The sequence below is a fragment of the Moraxella sp. K1664 genome, assembly GCF_039693965.1.
GTDB lineage: Bacteria > Pseudomonadota > Gammaproteobacteria > Pseudomonadales > Moraxellaceae > Moraxella.
Map to the genome: position 1 here is coordinate 1606055 of NZ_CP155576.1, position 14897 is coordinate 1620951.

The 14897-nt window shown below is 46.0% G+C and carries 15 protein-coding genes and 4 tRNA genes; 6 read left to right on the plus strand and 13 right to left on the minus strand.

Annotated elements, in window-relative coordinates; all coding sequences use genetic code 11:
• Both AAHK14_RS08105 and AAHK14_RS08110 read left to right on the plus strand, forming a co-directional pair.
• Window positions 1–1260: a 3-deoxy-D-manno-octulosonic acid transferase gene (locus AAHK14_RS08105; protein ID WP_065256077.1), complete on the plus strand. Its 1260-nt coding sequence runs from the start codon at window positions 1–3 to the stop codon at window positions 1258–1260.
• Window positions 1257–1970: a 16S rRNA (uracil(1498)-N(3))-methyltransferase gene (locus AAHK14_RS08110; protein WP_065256078.1), complete on the plus strand. Its 714-nt coding sequence runs from the start codon at window positions 1257–1259 to the stop codon at window positions 1968–1970. The genes AAHK14_RS08105 and AAHK14_RS08110 overlap by 4 nt, the downstream gene beginning before the upstream one ends.
• 26 nt (window positions 1971–1996) lie before the next feature.
• On the opposite strand, the gene AAHK14_RS08115 is transcribed toward AAHK14_RS08110, so the two are convergent.
• From AAHK14_RS08115 to pyrC, 6 genes are all read right to left on the minus strand, one after another.
• The gene (locus AAHK14_RS08115) at window positions 1997–2632 is read right to left on the minus strand and encodes a DUF2062 domain-containing protein (RefSeq protein WP_065256079.1); all 636 of its coding nucleotides are present in this window, start codon (window positions 2630–2632) and stop codon (window positions 1997–1999) included.
• Window positions 2633–2792: 160 nt separating this feature from the next.
• Window positions 2793–2868 (minus strand) — tRNA-Glu (locus AAHK14_RS08120).
• A gap of 313 nt (window positions 2869–3181) precedes the next feature.
• Window positions 3182–3670, minus strand: coding sequence for a YajQ family cyclic di-GMP-binding protein (locus AAHK14_RS08125; RefSeq protein WP_065256080.1), 489 nt, complete (start codon window positions 3668–3670; stop codon window positions 3182–3184).
• Window positions 3671–3693: 23 nt separating this feature from the next.
• A complete protein-coding gene (locus AAHK14_RS08130) occupies window positions 3694–4032 on the minus strand; it encodes a protein tyrosine phosphatase (RefSeq protein ID WP_065256081.1) in 339 nt (112 codons plus the stop codon).
• Window position 4033: 1 nt separating this feature from the next.
• On the minus strand, window positions 4034–4693 hold the full coding sequence (gene rnt, locus AAHK14_RS08135) for a ribonuclease T (protein WP_065256087.1): 660 nt from the start codon (window positions 4691–4693) through the stop codon (window positions 4034–4036).
• A gap of 23 nt (window positions 4694–4716) precedes the next feature.
• Complete coding sequence (pyrC, locus tag AAHK14_RS08140) at window positions 4717–5787, minus strand: dihydroorotase (RefSeq protein ID WP_065256082.1); 1071 nt, start codon at window positions 5785–5787, stop codon at window positions 4717–4719.
• Window positions 5788–6001: 214 nt separating this feature from the next.
• Here pyrC and AAHK14_RS08145 point away from each other — a divergent pair, with 214 nt between their 5' ends.
• Window positions 6002–6538: a helix-turn-helix domain-containing protein gene (locus tag AAHK14_RS08145; RefSeq protein WP_065256690.1), complete on the plus strand. Its 537-nt coding sequence runs from the start codon at window positions 6002–6004 to the stop codon at window positions 6536–6538.
• Between the two features lie 2 nt (window positions 6539–6540).
• A complete protein-coding gene (locus AAHK14_RS08150) occupies window positions 6541–7461 on the plus strand; it encodes an IS3 family transposase (RefSeq protein ID WP_264753555.1) in 921 nt (306 codons plus the stop codon).
• A gap of 62 nt (window positions 7462–7523) precedes the next feature.
• Here the strand turns inward: AAHK14_RS08150 and AAHK14_RS08155 are convergent, their stop codons facing one another.
• A complete protein-coding gene (locus tag AAHK14_RS08155) occupies window positions 7524–7976 on the minus strand; it encodes a universal stress protein (protein ID WP_065256713.1) in 453 nt (150 codons plus the stop codon).
• A 176-nt stretch (window positions 7977–8152) separates the two neighbouring features.
• Here AAHK14_RS08155 and AAHK14_RS08160 point away from each other — a divergent pair, with 176 nt between their 5' ends.
• Window positions 8153–8854: a hypothetical protein gene (locus AAHK14_RS08160; RefSeq protein ID WP_065274065.1), complete on the plus strand. Its 702-nt coding sequence runs from the start codon at window positions 8153–8155 to the stop codon at window positions 8852–8854.
• 289 nt (window positions 8855–9143) lie between these two features.
• On the opposite strand, the gene AAHK14_RS08165 is transcribed toward AAHK14_RS08160, so the two are convergent.
• From AAHK14_RS08165 to AAHK14_RS08180, 4 genes are all read right to left on the minus strand, one after another.
• Window positions 9144–9219, minus strand: a tRNA-His gene (locus AAHK14_RS08165).
• 33 nt (window positions 9220–9252) lie between these two features.
• Window positions 9253–9329: transfer RNA gene (locus AAHK14_RS08170), tRNA-Arg, on the minus strand.
• Between the two features lie 43 nt (window positions 9330–9372).
• Window positions 9373–9449, minus strand: a tRNA-Pro gene (locus AAHK14_RS08175).
• Window positions 9450–9581: 132 nt separating this feature from the next.
• Entirely contained in the window at window positions 9582–9887 is a 306-nt protein-coding gene (locus tag AAHK14_RS08180) for a rhodanese-like domain-containing protein (protein WP_065256711.1), read from the minus strand.
• Between the two features lie 154 nt (window positions 9888–10041).
• Between AAHK14_RS08180 and AAHK14_RS08185 the strand changes: the two genes are divergently transcribed.
• Window positions 10042–11073: a DUF4105 domain-containing protein gene (locus AAHK14_RS08185; RefSeq protein WP_194092664.1), complete on the plus strand. Its 1032-nt coding sequence runs from the start codon at window positions 10042–10044 to the stop codon at window positions 11071–11073.
• Between the two features lie 59 nt (window positions 11074–11132).
• On the opposite strand, the gene AAHK14_RS08190 is transcribed toward AAHK14_RS08185, so the two are convergent.
• Window positions 11133–11987 (minus strand): WG repeat-containing protein, encoded by an 855-nt coding sequence (locus AAHK14_RS08190; RefSeq protein WP_065256709.1) that lies wholly within the window; start codon window positions 11985–11987, stop codon window positions 11133–11135.
• A gap of 58 nt (window positions 11988–12045) precedes the next feature.
• Complete coding sequence (gene glnD, locus AAHK14_RS08195) at window positions 12046–14832, minus strand: [protein-PII] uridylyltransferase (protein ID WP_065256708.1); 2787 nt, start codon at window positions 14830–14832, stop codon at window positions 12046–12048.
• Window positions 14833–14897: the final 65 nt, after the last annotated feature.

Consider the following 14897-nt stretch of genomic DNA (forward strand, 5'->3'; position numbering starts at 1 on the left):
ATGCGTCCGCCCTTATATTATCGCCTTGCCATTACCGCCCTAAAACCGCTTTATCGCTTGTTTTTGGCACGCAAAAAAGCCAATTTGCCCCATTATGAGCGTGAGATTGCCGAGCGGTTCGGGCAGGGTTATGTGCCTATTAGCCATGATAAGCCTGTGGTATGGTGCCATGCCGTGTCTTTGGGTGAGCTAAACACCGTCTATCCGCTACTTCGGCGTATGCTATCTGATGGCTATCATCTGTGGATAACGAGTACCACGCAGACGGGCTTTAACCGTGCTAAGGTTTTATTTGAGAATGAACTTGGCAAATCGGTACAGCACAGCTTTGTTCCTGTTGATGATGTGGCGGTATTGGGGCAGTTTTTGGCACACGTTCGCCCTTTGATGGCGGTGTTTGTGGAAACCGAACTGTGGGCAAATACCCTATCGGTATTGGCAAATCAAGGCATACCGAGTGTCATGGCAAATGCCCGCCTTACCCAAAAATCCTTTGACAGTTATGCCAAATTTGCCCGCCTTAGCCAAAGCATGATGGCAAATTTATCACTCATCATCGCCCAAGATGAGCAAAGTTATCATAACTTCATTGCACTTGGGGCAAGTTCAGATAAAGTCAAGCAGGCGTATTCTCTAAAATGGAGCGGTCAGATTGGCAAAACCCAAGCCCTTGCTGATTTTAACAACTTTGCCAAAAACCGCCCTATTTGGGTCATGGCAAGCACGCATGACGGAGAAGAGCAGTTGGCATTAGATACGCATAAGCGACTGCTTGCTGATTTTCCCAATTTACTGCTTATCCTAGTGCCACGCCACCCCGAACGCTTTGATGAGGTAGCAAGCCTTTGCACAGAGTTTGTTTATCACAGACGCAGTCAGGGCGAGCCGATAGCGGATAGCACGCAGGTGTATTTGGCGGACAGCATGGGCGAGCTTTTGGGGTGGTATGAACTGTCCGATGTGGCGGTCGTGGGCGGTTCGTTTGTGGATAAGGGCGGTCATAACCCCATTGAGCCTGTGAGCCTTGCCACGCCCGTCATCATGGGGCAGTATGTCAAAAACTGTGCCGAGATTGTGCGTGATTTTGCTGATGTGGGCGTACTCATACAAAGCGATGATGACGGACTATATGACAACATCAAAGCATGGCTTGACAATCCAGCCCTTGCCAAGCAAGCAGGCGAGAGCGGTCAAAGACTGGTGCAAGAGCGGGCAGGGGCGGATAAGGTGCAGTTTGATATGATAAGGAAACTGTTATGAATATCATCATCTTACCCCCGTCCGCCTTTGACGACACCACCGCCACGATTGACAATGCCGAACAGCTTAACCACGTCAAAACGGTGTTAAAGGCGAGCGTTGGCGACACCCTAAAAATTGGCAAATTGGGCGATAAAATGGGTGTGGGGCAAATTGCTTATATAGATGATAAAATTTGTACGTTAGAAAATGTCCGCCTAGACACCGACCCACCGTCCAAACTTGGCGTAACGGTCATGCTTGCCTTGCCACGTCCTAAGGTGCTAAGACGGCTTATCATGGATATGACGGCATTTGGGGTTCATCATATTATCCTTATCAATTCCGTTCGCACCGACAAAAGCTACTGGGGGTCGCCCCTGCTTGCTCGTCTTGATGAGTTTGTGCTAGAAGGGCTACAACAAGGCGTAGATAGCGTGCCACCTGTCATTACCCTTGCCAAACGCTTTAAGCCCTTTGTGCAGGACGAATTACCCGGTTTGATAAATGATAAATCCGCCCTTGTCTTTCACCCTTATGCTGACACAAGTTTTAAGGCGTTTATCCACCAAAATCCCTTGCCTGATATGATTATCATCGGAGCAGAAGGGGGCTTTGTGCCGTATGAGATTGAGCTTTTGGCAAGTGTGGGCGTGCGTGCGGTATCGCTTGGCGAGCGGATTTTACGGACTGAGAGTGCGGTCAATGCCACGCTTGGGCGGTGGGTGTAGCGGGTAAAGCATTGTTTAAAAAATGCTTAAATAGAAAAATCATCAGAGCCGACATTTTTCGCCTGCTCTCTGGCTTTATGTCCTTTTTGGGTGCGAAACTTGGGGGCGGTTGCATTGTAGCCTTGCCGTTTTTGCCAGTCATTGGCGATGCGATACTGCCAAAATATGCGAAAGGCAATGCCCAGCACGACACTGGTAATCATGCCACACACCAGCAATCCCCACGCAAACGCCTTAAAGGAAAACACCGAGTGCATCTCAAAAGGATTGCCACCGTTGCCGGTTACCCATAGTGTCAAATCGGACACAATCAGCCCCATGCCCCGAATGCCAATCACAGGCTCGCCCAGTAGCATTGCCCCCACCGAATACGCCAACCAAAAAATCGGAATAGTCGTCAAAGGGTTGGTAATCCACGTTAAGGCGACACTCATCGGCACATTGGCACGAAAGATTAACGCCCCAATCAAGGCAAGGGGCATCTGACCGGGCAAGGGGAAAAAGGCACACAGCACGCCCACATATACCGCTCGGGTTAGGGCGTTGCGATTTAACTGCCATAGGCGTGGGTCAGCCAAAAACGGAGCGAACAGGCTTATCATGCGGTTTTCACGCAATTTTTCGGGAGTGGGGAGCCAGTTTTTGAGCTTTTGTTTTGGCATGAAAGGCGTTGATGAATAAATGGAAATGGCAAATTATAGCAAATTTACAAGAGGCAATGTTGTTGTAATTTTGCAAATTTAAAGGGTGTTTTTAGTGAACATTGAATGAACAACTGGATAAAATAAAATCCCCAAGTGATGACTTGGGGATTTAAAATAGTGGCACTCCATAGGGGATTCGAACCCCTGTTACCGCCGTGAAAGGGCGGTGTCCTAGGCCTCTAGACGAATGGAGCACAAGGACGTAAAACTGATTTTTTAAAAATCGCTTTACCAACTTTTGAACGCTTTCACCGTGTCTCTCAAAAGTGGGGCTATTATAGCAGATTATTTTTGTCCGTCAAGCAAGATTTTTAAAAATTTTAAGAAAGTTTATAACTTGATGAATTTTAATAATTTTTTAAAAATTGGTTCTAGTTCAAAAAGTATACTATTAAGAAAACCGTTCGTGGTGAGCTTGTCGAACCATAACGGTTTTCCGACCCTTCGATAGGCTCAGGGCAAACGGAAAACCTAGTTCGCCATGCTTTTTATACTACTACCAAAAAATTAATCTTTAAAATTGTTAAATTGCAGTGGCACGCCAAACGATTTTTCTTTTAAAAACGCCATGCACGCTTGCAAATTGTCCTTTTTCTTGTCGGAGACACGGATTTTATCGCCTTGAATGCTGGCTGAGACTTTCAAATCGCTCTCTTTGATGGCTTTGCTGATTTTTTTGGCGGTATCAGAGTCTAGTCCGTCTTTTAGGTTGATGACTTGCTTGGTGTGTTTGCCTGACCCTGCTTTGTCCTGTGGGTCTAGGCTTTGCAAATCCACGCCACGCTTGATGAGTTGTTTTTCAAAAATGGCATAGACGTTGTCGGCTTGCAGTTCGTTGTCGCAGGTGATGGTGACGGTTTTGGCTTTGTCGTTTAGCTCTACCGTGATGTCGCTACCTTTAAAGTCAAAACGTGTGGCAATTTCTTTGTCGGTGTTGCCAATGGCGTTACGCACTTCTTGAACGTTAAGTTCAGAGACGATGTCAAATGACGGCATGGTTTTTCCTTATTAAAGTGGTGTTAAGTGCTTGGGTCTGATGACGGCAGATAGGGCGAGACGCTCGATGTTAAAATCTCAATCAACTCATCGTCCATATAGCCATAATCATCACTAATGTCAAGCACGATGACAGTTTTGGCGGACAGTTGGTTACCAAAGTGTTGGGCTAGGTGTTTTTTGTGTTTATGTTCCATGACAAAAATCAAATCCGCCCACTCAATGTCGGCGTGATTGACACTGTGGCGAGCGTTTCGGCTAGTGCCTGCCGAACGGGTATGGATGCTAATGTGTGAATCAAAAATTCGTTCGGCAGTCGGACTACGCCATTGATTTTTTGAACAAATAAACAAAAAGTTCATCTTAAATTTGTTCGCCCTTAATGTCAAGCATACCCATTTCATTAAAAATCTTACAAAAGAGCTCGGCGGTTTTTTGGGTGTCGTAAAGTGCCGAATGAGCATGGCTATTATCAAACTCAATCCCTGCCATAAGGCACGTCTTGGCAAGCACCGTATGCCCGTAGGCTAGGGCGGACAGGCTTGCCGTGTCTAGCACGCTAAACGCATGAAAAGGCGACTGATTTTTTGAATTGGTGCGGGCGATGACGGCATTTAAAAAACCCAAATCAAAATGAGCATTATGCCCAACCAAAATACACTGGCGACAACCGTGAGCGTTTTTGGTGTCTTTTAGGGATTTAAAAATTTGGCGGATTGCCTTTTTTTCGTCTTGGGCGATGGCTTTGCGAAAGGGGCTATCGGGGTTAATGCCTGTAAATTCTAAGGCGGACGGCTCTAAATTTGCCCCGACAAACGGCTCAATATGAGCGTTTAGCGGTTCGCCTTGATAGAGTTTGCCGTCATCATTCATCAAAATCGGAATGCAGGCAATCTCCAACAAAGCGTCCGTTTGGGCGTTAAATCCTGCCGTCTCCACGTCCACAACGACAGGCATAAAGCCCCGAAAGCGTTTGGCTAGTGGGCTTTTGTCATCTTTGGGTTCGGTTGTTTGACTTGTCATTGTGCTACTCATGGCTGTACTGTTCATGATTGTATTGACCATGCTAGGGTTTGCCCTGATAGTAGGGGGGTTAGGCTTTTGCCGTCAAGATAGGGGTAGCTGTTCGGCACGCTCATGTCCGATTTGACAAGGGTAATGGTGCTGGTATTGACAGGCAGTCCGTAGAATTTTGCCCCAAACACGCTGGCAAAATTTTCTAATTTATCCAACGCTCCTACGCTCTCAAAGGCGGTGGCGTATAGGGGTAGGGCATGGGGGGCGGAGTAGCACCCTGCACAACCGCAAGCGTTTTCTTTGGTGTGGGTGGCGTGTGGGGCGGAGTCCGTGCCTAAGAAAAATTTGGGATTGCCAGAGGTGGCGACTTCTAGCAGGCGTTGTTGGTGGTTGGCACGTTTTAGGATTGGCAAGCAATAAAAGTGCGGCTTGACTCCGCCCACAAGCATATGATTGCGGTTAAATAATAGATGCTGTGGCGTGATGGTCGCCCTCACGTTGTCCGCTTGGGCAAGGCAAAAATCGGCGGCGTCTCTTGTAGTGATATGCTCCATGACAATGCGAAGTTCGGGAAAATTTTTGATAATCACGGACAAAATCTCGTCCAAAAACCGCTTTTCACGGTCAAAAATATCCACGTCATGATGCGTAACTTCACCATGTACAAGAAGCGGAATGCCGTGTTTTTGCATACTTTCAAACACGTCCGCTCGCCCCAAAATGTCGGTAACGCCGTCTGATGAATTGGTGGTTGCTCCCGCAGGATAGAGCTTGACGGCTTGCACGATGCCTGAGGCTTTGGCATGGGCAATCTCATCGGCTGTGGTATGGTCGGTCAAGTATAAGACCATGCGTGGGTCAAACTCAGCCTTACGCTGGCTTGGAACGTCCGCTTTATCAAGGGCGGTCAAAATCCGCTCACGGTAGGCAACCGCTTGCTCGGTTGTCTTGACAGGTGGCACAAGGTTTGGCATACAGATGACACGGTTAAAGCTCAAACAAGCGTGCGGTACGGTCGTGGCAAGGGCATCATTATCACGCAGATGAATGTGCCAGTCGTCTGGCTGGATAAGGGTGAGAGTTTGGGGGGTGTTGGTCATGGCGGTAGCTGTGTTGTGGTAAAGCTACTATTTTAAGGGTTGGGGGGATTTTGTCAAGTTTTATGGGAAAAAGCTGAAAAATAACTTAAACAAGTGGTAATGGAAAAGGGTGTTTTAAATAGAATTGATAGATTTTTAAAATAAAAAATAAGGGCAAACCCAAAATTGAACCGCACCCCAAAAGTTAGACACACTAACCTTTGGGGTGCTTTTTATGGCAAAATACACAACCGACTTTAAACTGTCTGTGATTGGGTATTATCTTAATCATCATGGCTACAAACAAACCGCCAAACACTTTAATCTAAACCACACAACCGTAGAGCTATGGGTTAAACTCTATCAAGCACATGGCATTGATGGCATAAAAAGACGACACACAAAGGCTGTCTATGACACAGATTTTAAGCTTAATGCCGTTCAAGCCATACAACAGGGCAAATCGCTTACACAACTTGCCATAGAGCTTAATCTGCCACAACCTTCTTTACTGTCAACTTGGTTAAAGTCCTACCAAGCCTTTGGTATAATGGGACTAATACCCAAACCCAAAGGCAAAAAAGCAATGTCAAACAAACACAACGCTAATAAAACCAAATCAACTTGGAAAACCAAACAAGACCACGAAAAAAGTGTGGATGATTTGCTTGATGAACTTGCCTATCTTAGAGCAGAGAATGACTATCTAAAAAAGCTAGATGCCTTAATTCGTCAAAAGGAACAATCAGTACAAACAAAGAACAAGTCCTGATCATCCAAGAATTAAGGCATAAGCACAAACTTGCTGACTTATTGGCAGTGTCAAACTTGCCAAGAAGTGTGTTTTATTACCACATTCGTCAAAGTACAAAGCCTGACAAAGACCTTGACTTAAAAGAACACATTAACCACATCTACCACCAACACAAGGGCAGGTATGGTTATCGTAGAATCACATCAGAGCTTAACAATCAGCTTGCCCAAAAAGGCATGGTCATTAATCATAAACGAGTGCAACGACTGATGGCTAAACTTGGACTCAAAGCATTGGTTCGTCGTCAACGTAAGTTTAATACTTACAAAGGCACAATGGGCAAAGATACCATTCAGGACAATATACTCAAAAGAGACTTTAAAGCAGACAAACCCAATCAAAAGTGGGCAACAGACATCACAGAGTTTAAAGTACAAGACAAGGCAAATGATGGCAGTGTCATTCAAAGAAAACTCTACCTATCGCCCATCATCGACTTGTTTAATGGTGAGATTGTCAGTTATACGATGAAGGACAGACCAACGTATGAGTTGGTCAAAGAGATGTTAAATGATGCCCTATCCAAGCTAAGCCAAGAAAAGATGGATGACAAACCCATCATTCATTCAGACCAAGGCTGGCACTATCAAATGCACCAGTATCAACAAACCCTAAAAGAACAAGGCTTAACCCAAAGCATGTCAAGAAAAGGCAATTGTTTGGATAATGCTGTGATAGAGAGCTTCTTTGGTACGCTAAAACAAGAGATATTTTATGAGACAACCACATTTACATCAACAGATGAACTTAAACAAGTGATTGATGAGTACATACACTACTACAATCATGATAGAATAAAGAGCAAATTAAAAGGACTAAGTCCTGTTAAGTACAGAAACTTAGTCCAATTAGGGTTAATACAACCACTTGCAACAACCTAACCTTTAATCTTATGTCTAAGATTTGGGGGTCGGTTCAAATTTGCCCTTATCACAATGACTGTCTAACTGACCGAACCCAACTGCACCACCAGCAAATCAGCGTCCACATCGGGCAAAATGCTGTCGGCAGTTGCCCCTGCCAGCCACGCCGATAGCCCTGTACGTTTGTGGCGACCGATGACGACTAGGTCAATGGCGTGGGTGTTGCAGTAATCCACGATGCCTTTACGTCCTGAAATGGCGGTTTTGATTTTGGCGTTGTGGGCGTGTAGGTTGTTGCGTGCCAACACTTCGGCAAGACGAGTGCGAGCCACTTGGCAACGCTCATCGTCTATCTCTTCGTGCAGGGCGGACGCAGGGATTAGCTCGTAGCCAAAGCCGAGCATGGTCTCTTCGACCACGTGTAGCACAGACAGCTGAGCAGATGGCGATGAATCCAAAATCCATTTGGCTTTACTGGCGACAATGTCGGTGTCGTCATTTAAGTCGGTAACAAGTAACACGTGCTGATACATGGCAAACTCCTTAATAAAGGTGTGAAAAGGATACCGCTTAGTCTATAAATCTAGTAACAGTATAGCAAAATTCCCCATGAATGCAAGGGATATTTTGGGAGAATTTCGGGAGAATTTTGCTAAAATGATGAAAAAATTTGATAAAATAGAAATAAGTCCTTTTTGATGTTCCTGCCATGAAAAATCCAACCAGTCGCACTGCCAACAGAACGATAGATGTAATTTTTGTTCACCCCAAACACCGCAGTTATGTCATTTGGCATGATGGTGTGTTTTATCAGCTCACACGCATGAACCTAACCCAAAAAGCGTGGGACAGGCGAGTGGTGTATGATGGTTTGTTAGATGAGATTTTTGTGGCAAAAGAGTCGTGTGAGCAGGGCGAGACGGATGAGCGGACATGGCAAGAGCTGGGCTTGAACGTGGTAAAACTGCCCGATGAGTTACACAGCATTACCGCCAGTAAGTTTTTGGTGTGGTGGACGGTCAATCGCTACGGTTTTTGGCACGCCAAAGATGTCAAAGATGTTAGTGATAAGGGTGTGCAAAATCAGCCCGAGCCAATAGCAGAGCAAAAGCCACAGCAAAAAATACAGCAAGAGGCAGGGGCAGAGCCACAGGTAAGTGCTAGCACCGCCCAACAATCTGCTATGGATAAAAAGACTGGTAAAAATAGCGACATGATAGACAATGCCGTGCAAAGTAACCAAAGTAATCAAGCCAGTCAAGCCAACCAAACATTGACAGAGCAGACACAAACGCAAGCATCACCAAAACCCGTTCATAAGCCACATAAGCCATTGGAACAGTTGTCAGGCGATGATATTTTTGATGCCCTGCTTGATGATTTGGTGGATGAAGTCAGCCATTTAAAGTAGACGGAAAAAGACAGGTGCGACCAAAGAGTTTTTAAAGTTGTCACAAATTTAACAATAAACTTCCTGCAAAACTAGTTTTCCGTTCGCCCTGAGCCTGTCGAAGGGTAGCGGAAAACCGTTATGGTTCGACAAGCTCACCACGAACGGTTTTCTTTAATTCAGGGTTTTGCAGGAAGTCTAATATGCAAACGTAGGGACGTGCTGAGCACTTCCTTTTCGTTGGATGGATATGAATGACAAACAAAAAAGCCGAAACACAAAAAACCACCCAATAGGGTGGTTTTGAATATGGGGTGAGTAATGGGACTTGAACCCACGACAACCGGAATCACAATCCGGGGCTCTACCAACTGAGCTATACCCACCATAATGAAATGTGCCATTCATAATCAGGCAAATGGCGCGCCTGGCAGGATTCGAACCTGCGACCACCCGCTTAGAAGGCGGATGCTCTATCCAACTGAGCTACAGGCGCTCAACTTACATCACTAACAAAAAAAGCCTATATAGGCTTTAAATGGTCGGGGCGGAGGGATTTGAACCCCCGACCCTCTGCTCCCAAAGCAGATGCGCTACCAAGCTGCGCTACGCCCCGATTTACCAATTTGCGACGTGTATCGCTGTTAGTGGTGCGTATTATAGCGTAATTTTGGGCGGTGTCAATCATTTATTTTTAAAAATTTTAAAAATTTTTATAAGATATTGATTTTTAATATTTTTTAATCAATTAATTTTCGATAAGTGTCCAGCCCAACGCCTTTGCCCCACGAGTGCCACCCGTCAGATGGGTATAGGTACGGCTTGGGTCAAGACTCTCTAACAGCGCACACGCACGCCCTGCCTTGGTGCCACCGCCACACAGCACATACACGTCGCCCACGCTTTGGGCAAGCATCTCGGCATTGATATGCTCAATTGGCACATTGATGGCATGGGCGATATGTCCTGATTTATAGCTGTCAGCATCTCGCACGTCCCAAATGACTAGGTTGTCATTAGGGGTAAAATCGGCAATGTTTTGGGTTTTTATCATGACAATTTTCCAAATAAAATAAGTGCAAGTTTAGCAAATTTGGGGTATGATAGCAATATCTAGAATATCTGGTTTTGTTATCATCCCAATAAATAATACCGCTCAATTTTACTATTTGCCACAGCCATTTTATAACAATCATTAAGGATAAATCATGACCAAGCTTTTTATGTTATATGCAATGATGATTATTTTATTGGCGATATGGACGTGTTTGGCATTGTGGGTGCATATGCCTTTGGGGAGAGTGACTTATGTTGTTATTGGTTTTATTTTATTATTATCCATCATTGCAGTTATACCCAATACTTATATTGAAAAATTTGAGGGTCCACTCATTATTGATAAATTAAGTTATTATTCTATACGCATTTTTGGATTGGTTGTTGGTGTTGTGTTTGCTTGGTTTTTTAGTATGAAGCCCAGCAATGACAGAATATGGCAAGATGAATTTCGTCATCAATTCACTTATACCCAAAATGGCAATATCATCACGATACATAACGTGCGTGATTTTGATTGGCATGGCGACAGTTATACCGAGCGTTGGGATACTCGCACTTACAATCTCAATCATCTAACAAGCCTTGATATGATTAGCACAACGTGGGGCATGGACAGCATCGCTCACATCATGGTGTCGTTTGGGTTTGACGACGGGGCGGGCAATATTGACAGGCTTGTTTTTTCGGTGGAAACAAGAAAAGAGATTGGTGAAGAATTTTCAACGATTGGTGGATTTTTTAGAATGTATGATTTATCCATCATTGCAGGGGATGAGCGGGATTTGATTTATACTCGCACCAATATCAGAGATGAATTGGTGTCTGTTTATCCTATTTTGTATGACAAAGACAAAATGAGAAATCTATTTTTGACTTATTTGGATTATGGTCATCGTTTAAATGATATGCCCAAATTTTATCATTCGCTACTTAGTAATTGCACTACCGTTATTTATAAAATGGCAAGTCAGATTGATGATGTGCCAATGGATTATCGTATTATCGTTTCGGGCAGATTGGCGGATTATTTGTATGACAAAGGGGCGATTGATAATGAGCAAGATTTGATGATTTGGAAGTATAATGCTTTTGCCAATCCCAAAGTGTCCCATTTGGGCAATCATGGCAATATTTCATCACAAGAATACTCCGCTCTGATTAGAGAAGGTTTGTCATATTGATGTCATTATTTTTAAGTCAAAAGCAAATGGGCAAGATTGACCTTGCCCATTTTTTAACATCACTCTTGCCAGCTAGGCTCGACACGTTCGCCTTTTTTGTTGATAAAATAAATGCTGTCATCTGTTATGACCATGGCAGAGCCATTGATGAAGCTGGTGGCGTAATCGTATTTTAAGGGCAGGGCGATTTTACCTTTGGGGGTGATATAGCCGTAGTGAATGATGGGTTCGCCATCACTGTCGGTTTTACCGGTATCTTTGGCAACCAATGCCAACTGTTCGCTAAAATCTTCGACGTGGTCGTAGATGGGGGCGATTTTGATTTGACCGTTTTTGTCCATAAAGCCCCATTTGTCATTGATTTTGACTGAAACCAAACCTTGTTCAAACCAGTTGCCCGTCTCATCAAAGCTCGGTTTGATGGCGATGTTGCCTTGTTTGTCAATAAAACCGTATTTGCTGTTTTGGGCGATTTTGGCACGCCCTTCCCAAAAGCCCCACGCATCTTCAAAGGTGGGGTGGATGACAAAGTTGCCTTTGGGATTGATGTAGCCGTATTTGCCTTGTTGTTTGACCAAAGCAAGCCCTTCATCAAAACGACTGGCTTCTTCAAAGGCGGGGTGGATGACGATGTTGCCGTTCGTGTCTGCAAAACCAAATGATGTGCCATCGGTGATGACGGTCATGTTTTCGTTGTACTGACAGTCGCTGGTGTACTCAGTATAAGTAAAGCCCGTCGGTAGATTGGCATCATCTTCGCAGGCGTCGATGTCTTCTGACAGCTCGAAGAGTGCGTAATCGTCCGAATCGACGTTGTCTTCTGCGTTGACGCCTGTCGTGGCAAAAACGGATAGGGCAAGGCATAGGGCGAGCTTTGGGCGAGATGTGAATGGGGTAAAAAAAGAAATGTTCATGGATGATTCCAGATGAGAAAAAGCAATGAATGAGAAAAACGGATTTATTGTACTTGACTTATTGTAAAATTTCAATCAAAGCCACTTTGAGCGACTCAATTTTATCATCATCAAGCAAACTGCCGTCTTTGTCAGACAGATAAAAGATGTCTTCGGCACGCTCGCCTAGGGTGGTGATTCTCGCCCCATGCACTGCCACACCGAGCTTTGAGAAGATTTGCCCGATTTTGGCAAGTAGGGCAGAGCGGTCTTTGGTGATGAGTGATAGGGCGTGATGACCCCGATGGACAAGGGGGGTGGCACGCTCGATGTGTACCTGCGTGGGGACGTTAAAGTGCTTTAAGGTCAAGTTAAAACCAAAACTGGCACTGACTATCTGACACTCGGGGGCGTCTCCTGTGAGTGCTTGGCTAAGCTTGCTCACCAGTTCGTCTCGCCTGTCACTGGGGGTCAGAAAATCACTCATGAGCGTGCCATGCTCATCTCGTTTGGCAAAGCGGTCAATGAGTACATAGCTGTCTAGGGCAGATGGCACGCCGTCAATGGTGGCACTGACGATGGTTGCGTCCAGCACCGACAAGCCAAAGCGGTCAAGCACGCACACGCTGATGGCGAACAAATCATCACGGTCGGGGGTGCAGATAAATAGCTGAATGGCGTCTAATGCCAAATCGGTGTGGGGGCGAATGGCGATGATGGGGCGAGCGTCTTGGATGGCGGATTTTTGTTCTAAGATGACACGGCTTTGCCATGCGATGTCGAGTTTTTTGTGTTTTAAAAAATACTCATCGCCCAGCTCATCCCATAGGGCATGTAAAGTGGTGGGGTTGATGTCGGTCAGCAGGGCTTGGGCTTTGCTTTTGCGACCGGTGATGTAGACGTCTTTGTCCACGACGCCCATGCCAAGGTTTAGCACCTGTCTGGTGCTGATATAAAGCTGTTTTAACAGACTGGCTCGCCATGAGTTCCACAGCTCGCTGTTGGTGGCGTTCATGTCGGCAACGGTCAGCACATACAGGTGGTTTAGCCTGCTGACACTGCCAACAAAATGGGCAAAGCGAGCGATGACATCAGGGTCGGAGATGTCCTGCTTTTGGGCGGTGAGCGACATGGTCAGATGTTCACGCACCAGCCATGACGCAAACTGGCTGTCGCTCTCGGTCATGCCGTGCGATGTACAAAATTCATACACATCAACCGCCCCGAGTTCGCTGTGGTCGCCCCCACGCCCTTTGGCGATGTCATGAAACAAGGCGACAATGACCAGTATGTCTTTGCGGTGGATTTGTTTATAAATCTGACTGACTAGGTCAAATTTTTGTTGATAAATCTCGTTATCCACATCCGTCAAGCGGTGCAAAATGCGAATGAGTAGCAAAGTATGAGCGTCCACGGTGTAGCGGTGAAACAGGTCATACTGCATAAGCCCCATGATTTGCCCAAAGGCAGGTAGGTATGAGCCTAGCACGCCAAAGCGTTTCATCAGGCGTAGGCGATGAAATAGGTAGTTGGGTTCTTGCAGGTTTGCCAAAAACAGAGCCTGATGGGTGGGGTGCTGGCGGTAGTCATCATCGATGCGTGGCGTGGCAAGGTAGATGGCACGCAGGGTGTTGGCACTGATTTTTTTAATGCCTTGTTGCCCCATGACCAGAAAAATGCGAAGCAGTAGGGCAGGATTCTTGTCAAAGGCGTGTGGGCCATGCACGGCAATCTTGGGGTCGTGGCTTGGTAGTTTGCCCTGCTTGACGAGTACGTCCTTTGCCAATCCGTCTTGGTGTAGCGATGAGTCAATGGGGCTTGCCTGTTCGGTGATGGCATAAAAATGCTCATCAATGGGCGTGGTGACAAACTCGGGGTTTAGATAGTTTTCATTAAAATACGCACACAAAAGCTCGGAGAGACTGGCGGTGGTCATCGCATGGCGATAGTAGGTTCGCATGAGTTGCTCTAAGGCGTGCGTGATTTGGCGGTTGTCATCATCGGTATGAGCCAGTCCCATGCTAACAGCGACGGCGCGCTGACGGTCAAAGAGCAGGCGGTCATCATGGCGTGCGACATGGGTGTGCAGATGATGACGTAGGCACCATAAAAAGCGTTTGGCGGACTCCAAGGTGGCGTATTTGTCAGGGCTTAAAAAGCCTACTTCAACCAAATCATGAAATTCCCGCACCCCGTCAAAATAAAACTTACCAAGCCACAAAATAATGTGCAAATCTCGCAGTGTGCCAGGGGCGGTCTTGATGTTCGGCTCTAAGTTGTATTCGGTGGCGTTATGGGCAAGATAGCGGGCTTTGGATTCGCTCATCTTGGCACCAAAAAAGGCTTTGGCAGTCCACGCCCCTTTGACAGCAAGGGTTGGTACGTCGGTCAGTGTGTCATTACCAGCCAAAAAACGGGCTTCTAAGAGAGCGGTCGCCACGGTATGCTCGGTGACAGCGGTCATCGTATCGCTCACTGTCCGCACCGAGATGGCAGGCTCTATGCCGATGTCCCACAGGCTTGCCACGAACGCTTCTATCTGGGCTTGATGGCTGTCCGTGTCGTCGCCTAGTATCAAAATGTCCACATCTGACGCTGGAAACAGCTCGCCCCGCCCATACCCACCAATGGCAAATAACCCAAGCTCGCTATCTGTCCCAAATAACGCTTCAAACATACTCACAAGCATGTTATCTACCGCCTGCGTTCGCCTAGCGATGTGGCTGTCTATCGTCTCTGTGGCGTGTATGCCCTGCTCACAAATCTGCTTATCAATATCGGCATTTAGCTCATTTAGGTAAGCCTTATAAGCGGTGGGGGTGTAGGGGGGCAAAGGTGGCAAGAGAGGTAAACTGGCTTGGGTCATGGCGATCGGTGGCTAAGTGCTTGATGGTCAATTTATCATAAATTTATCTTTATTTTACGCATTTT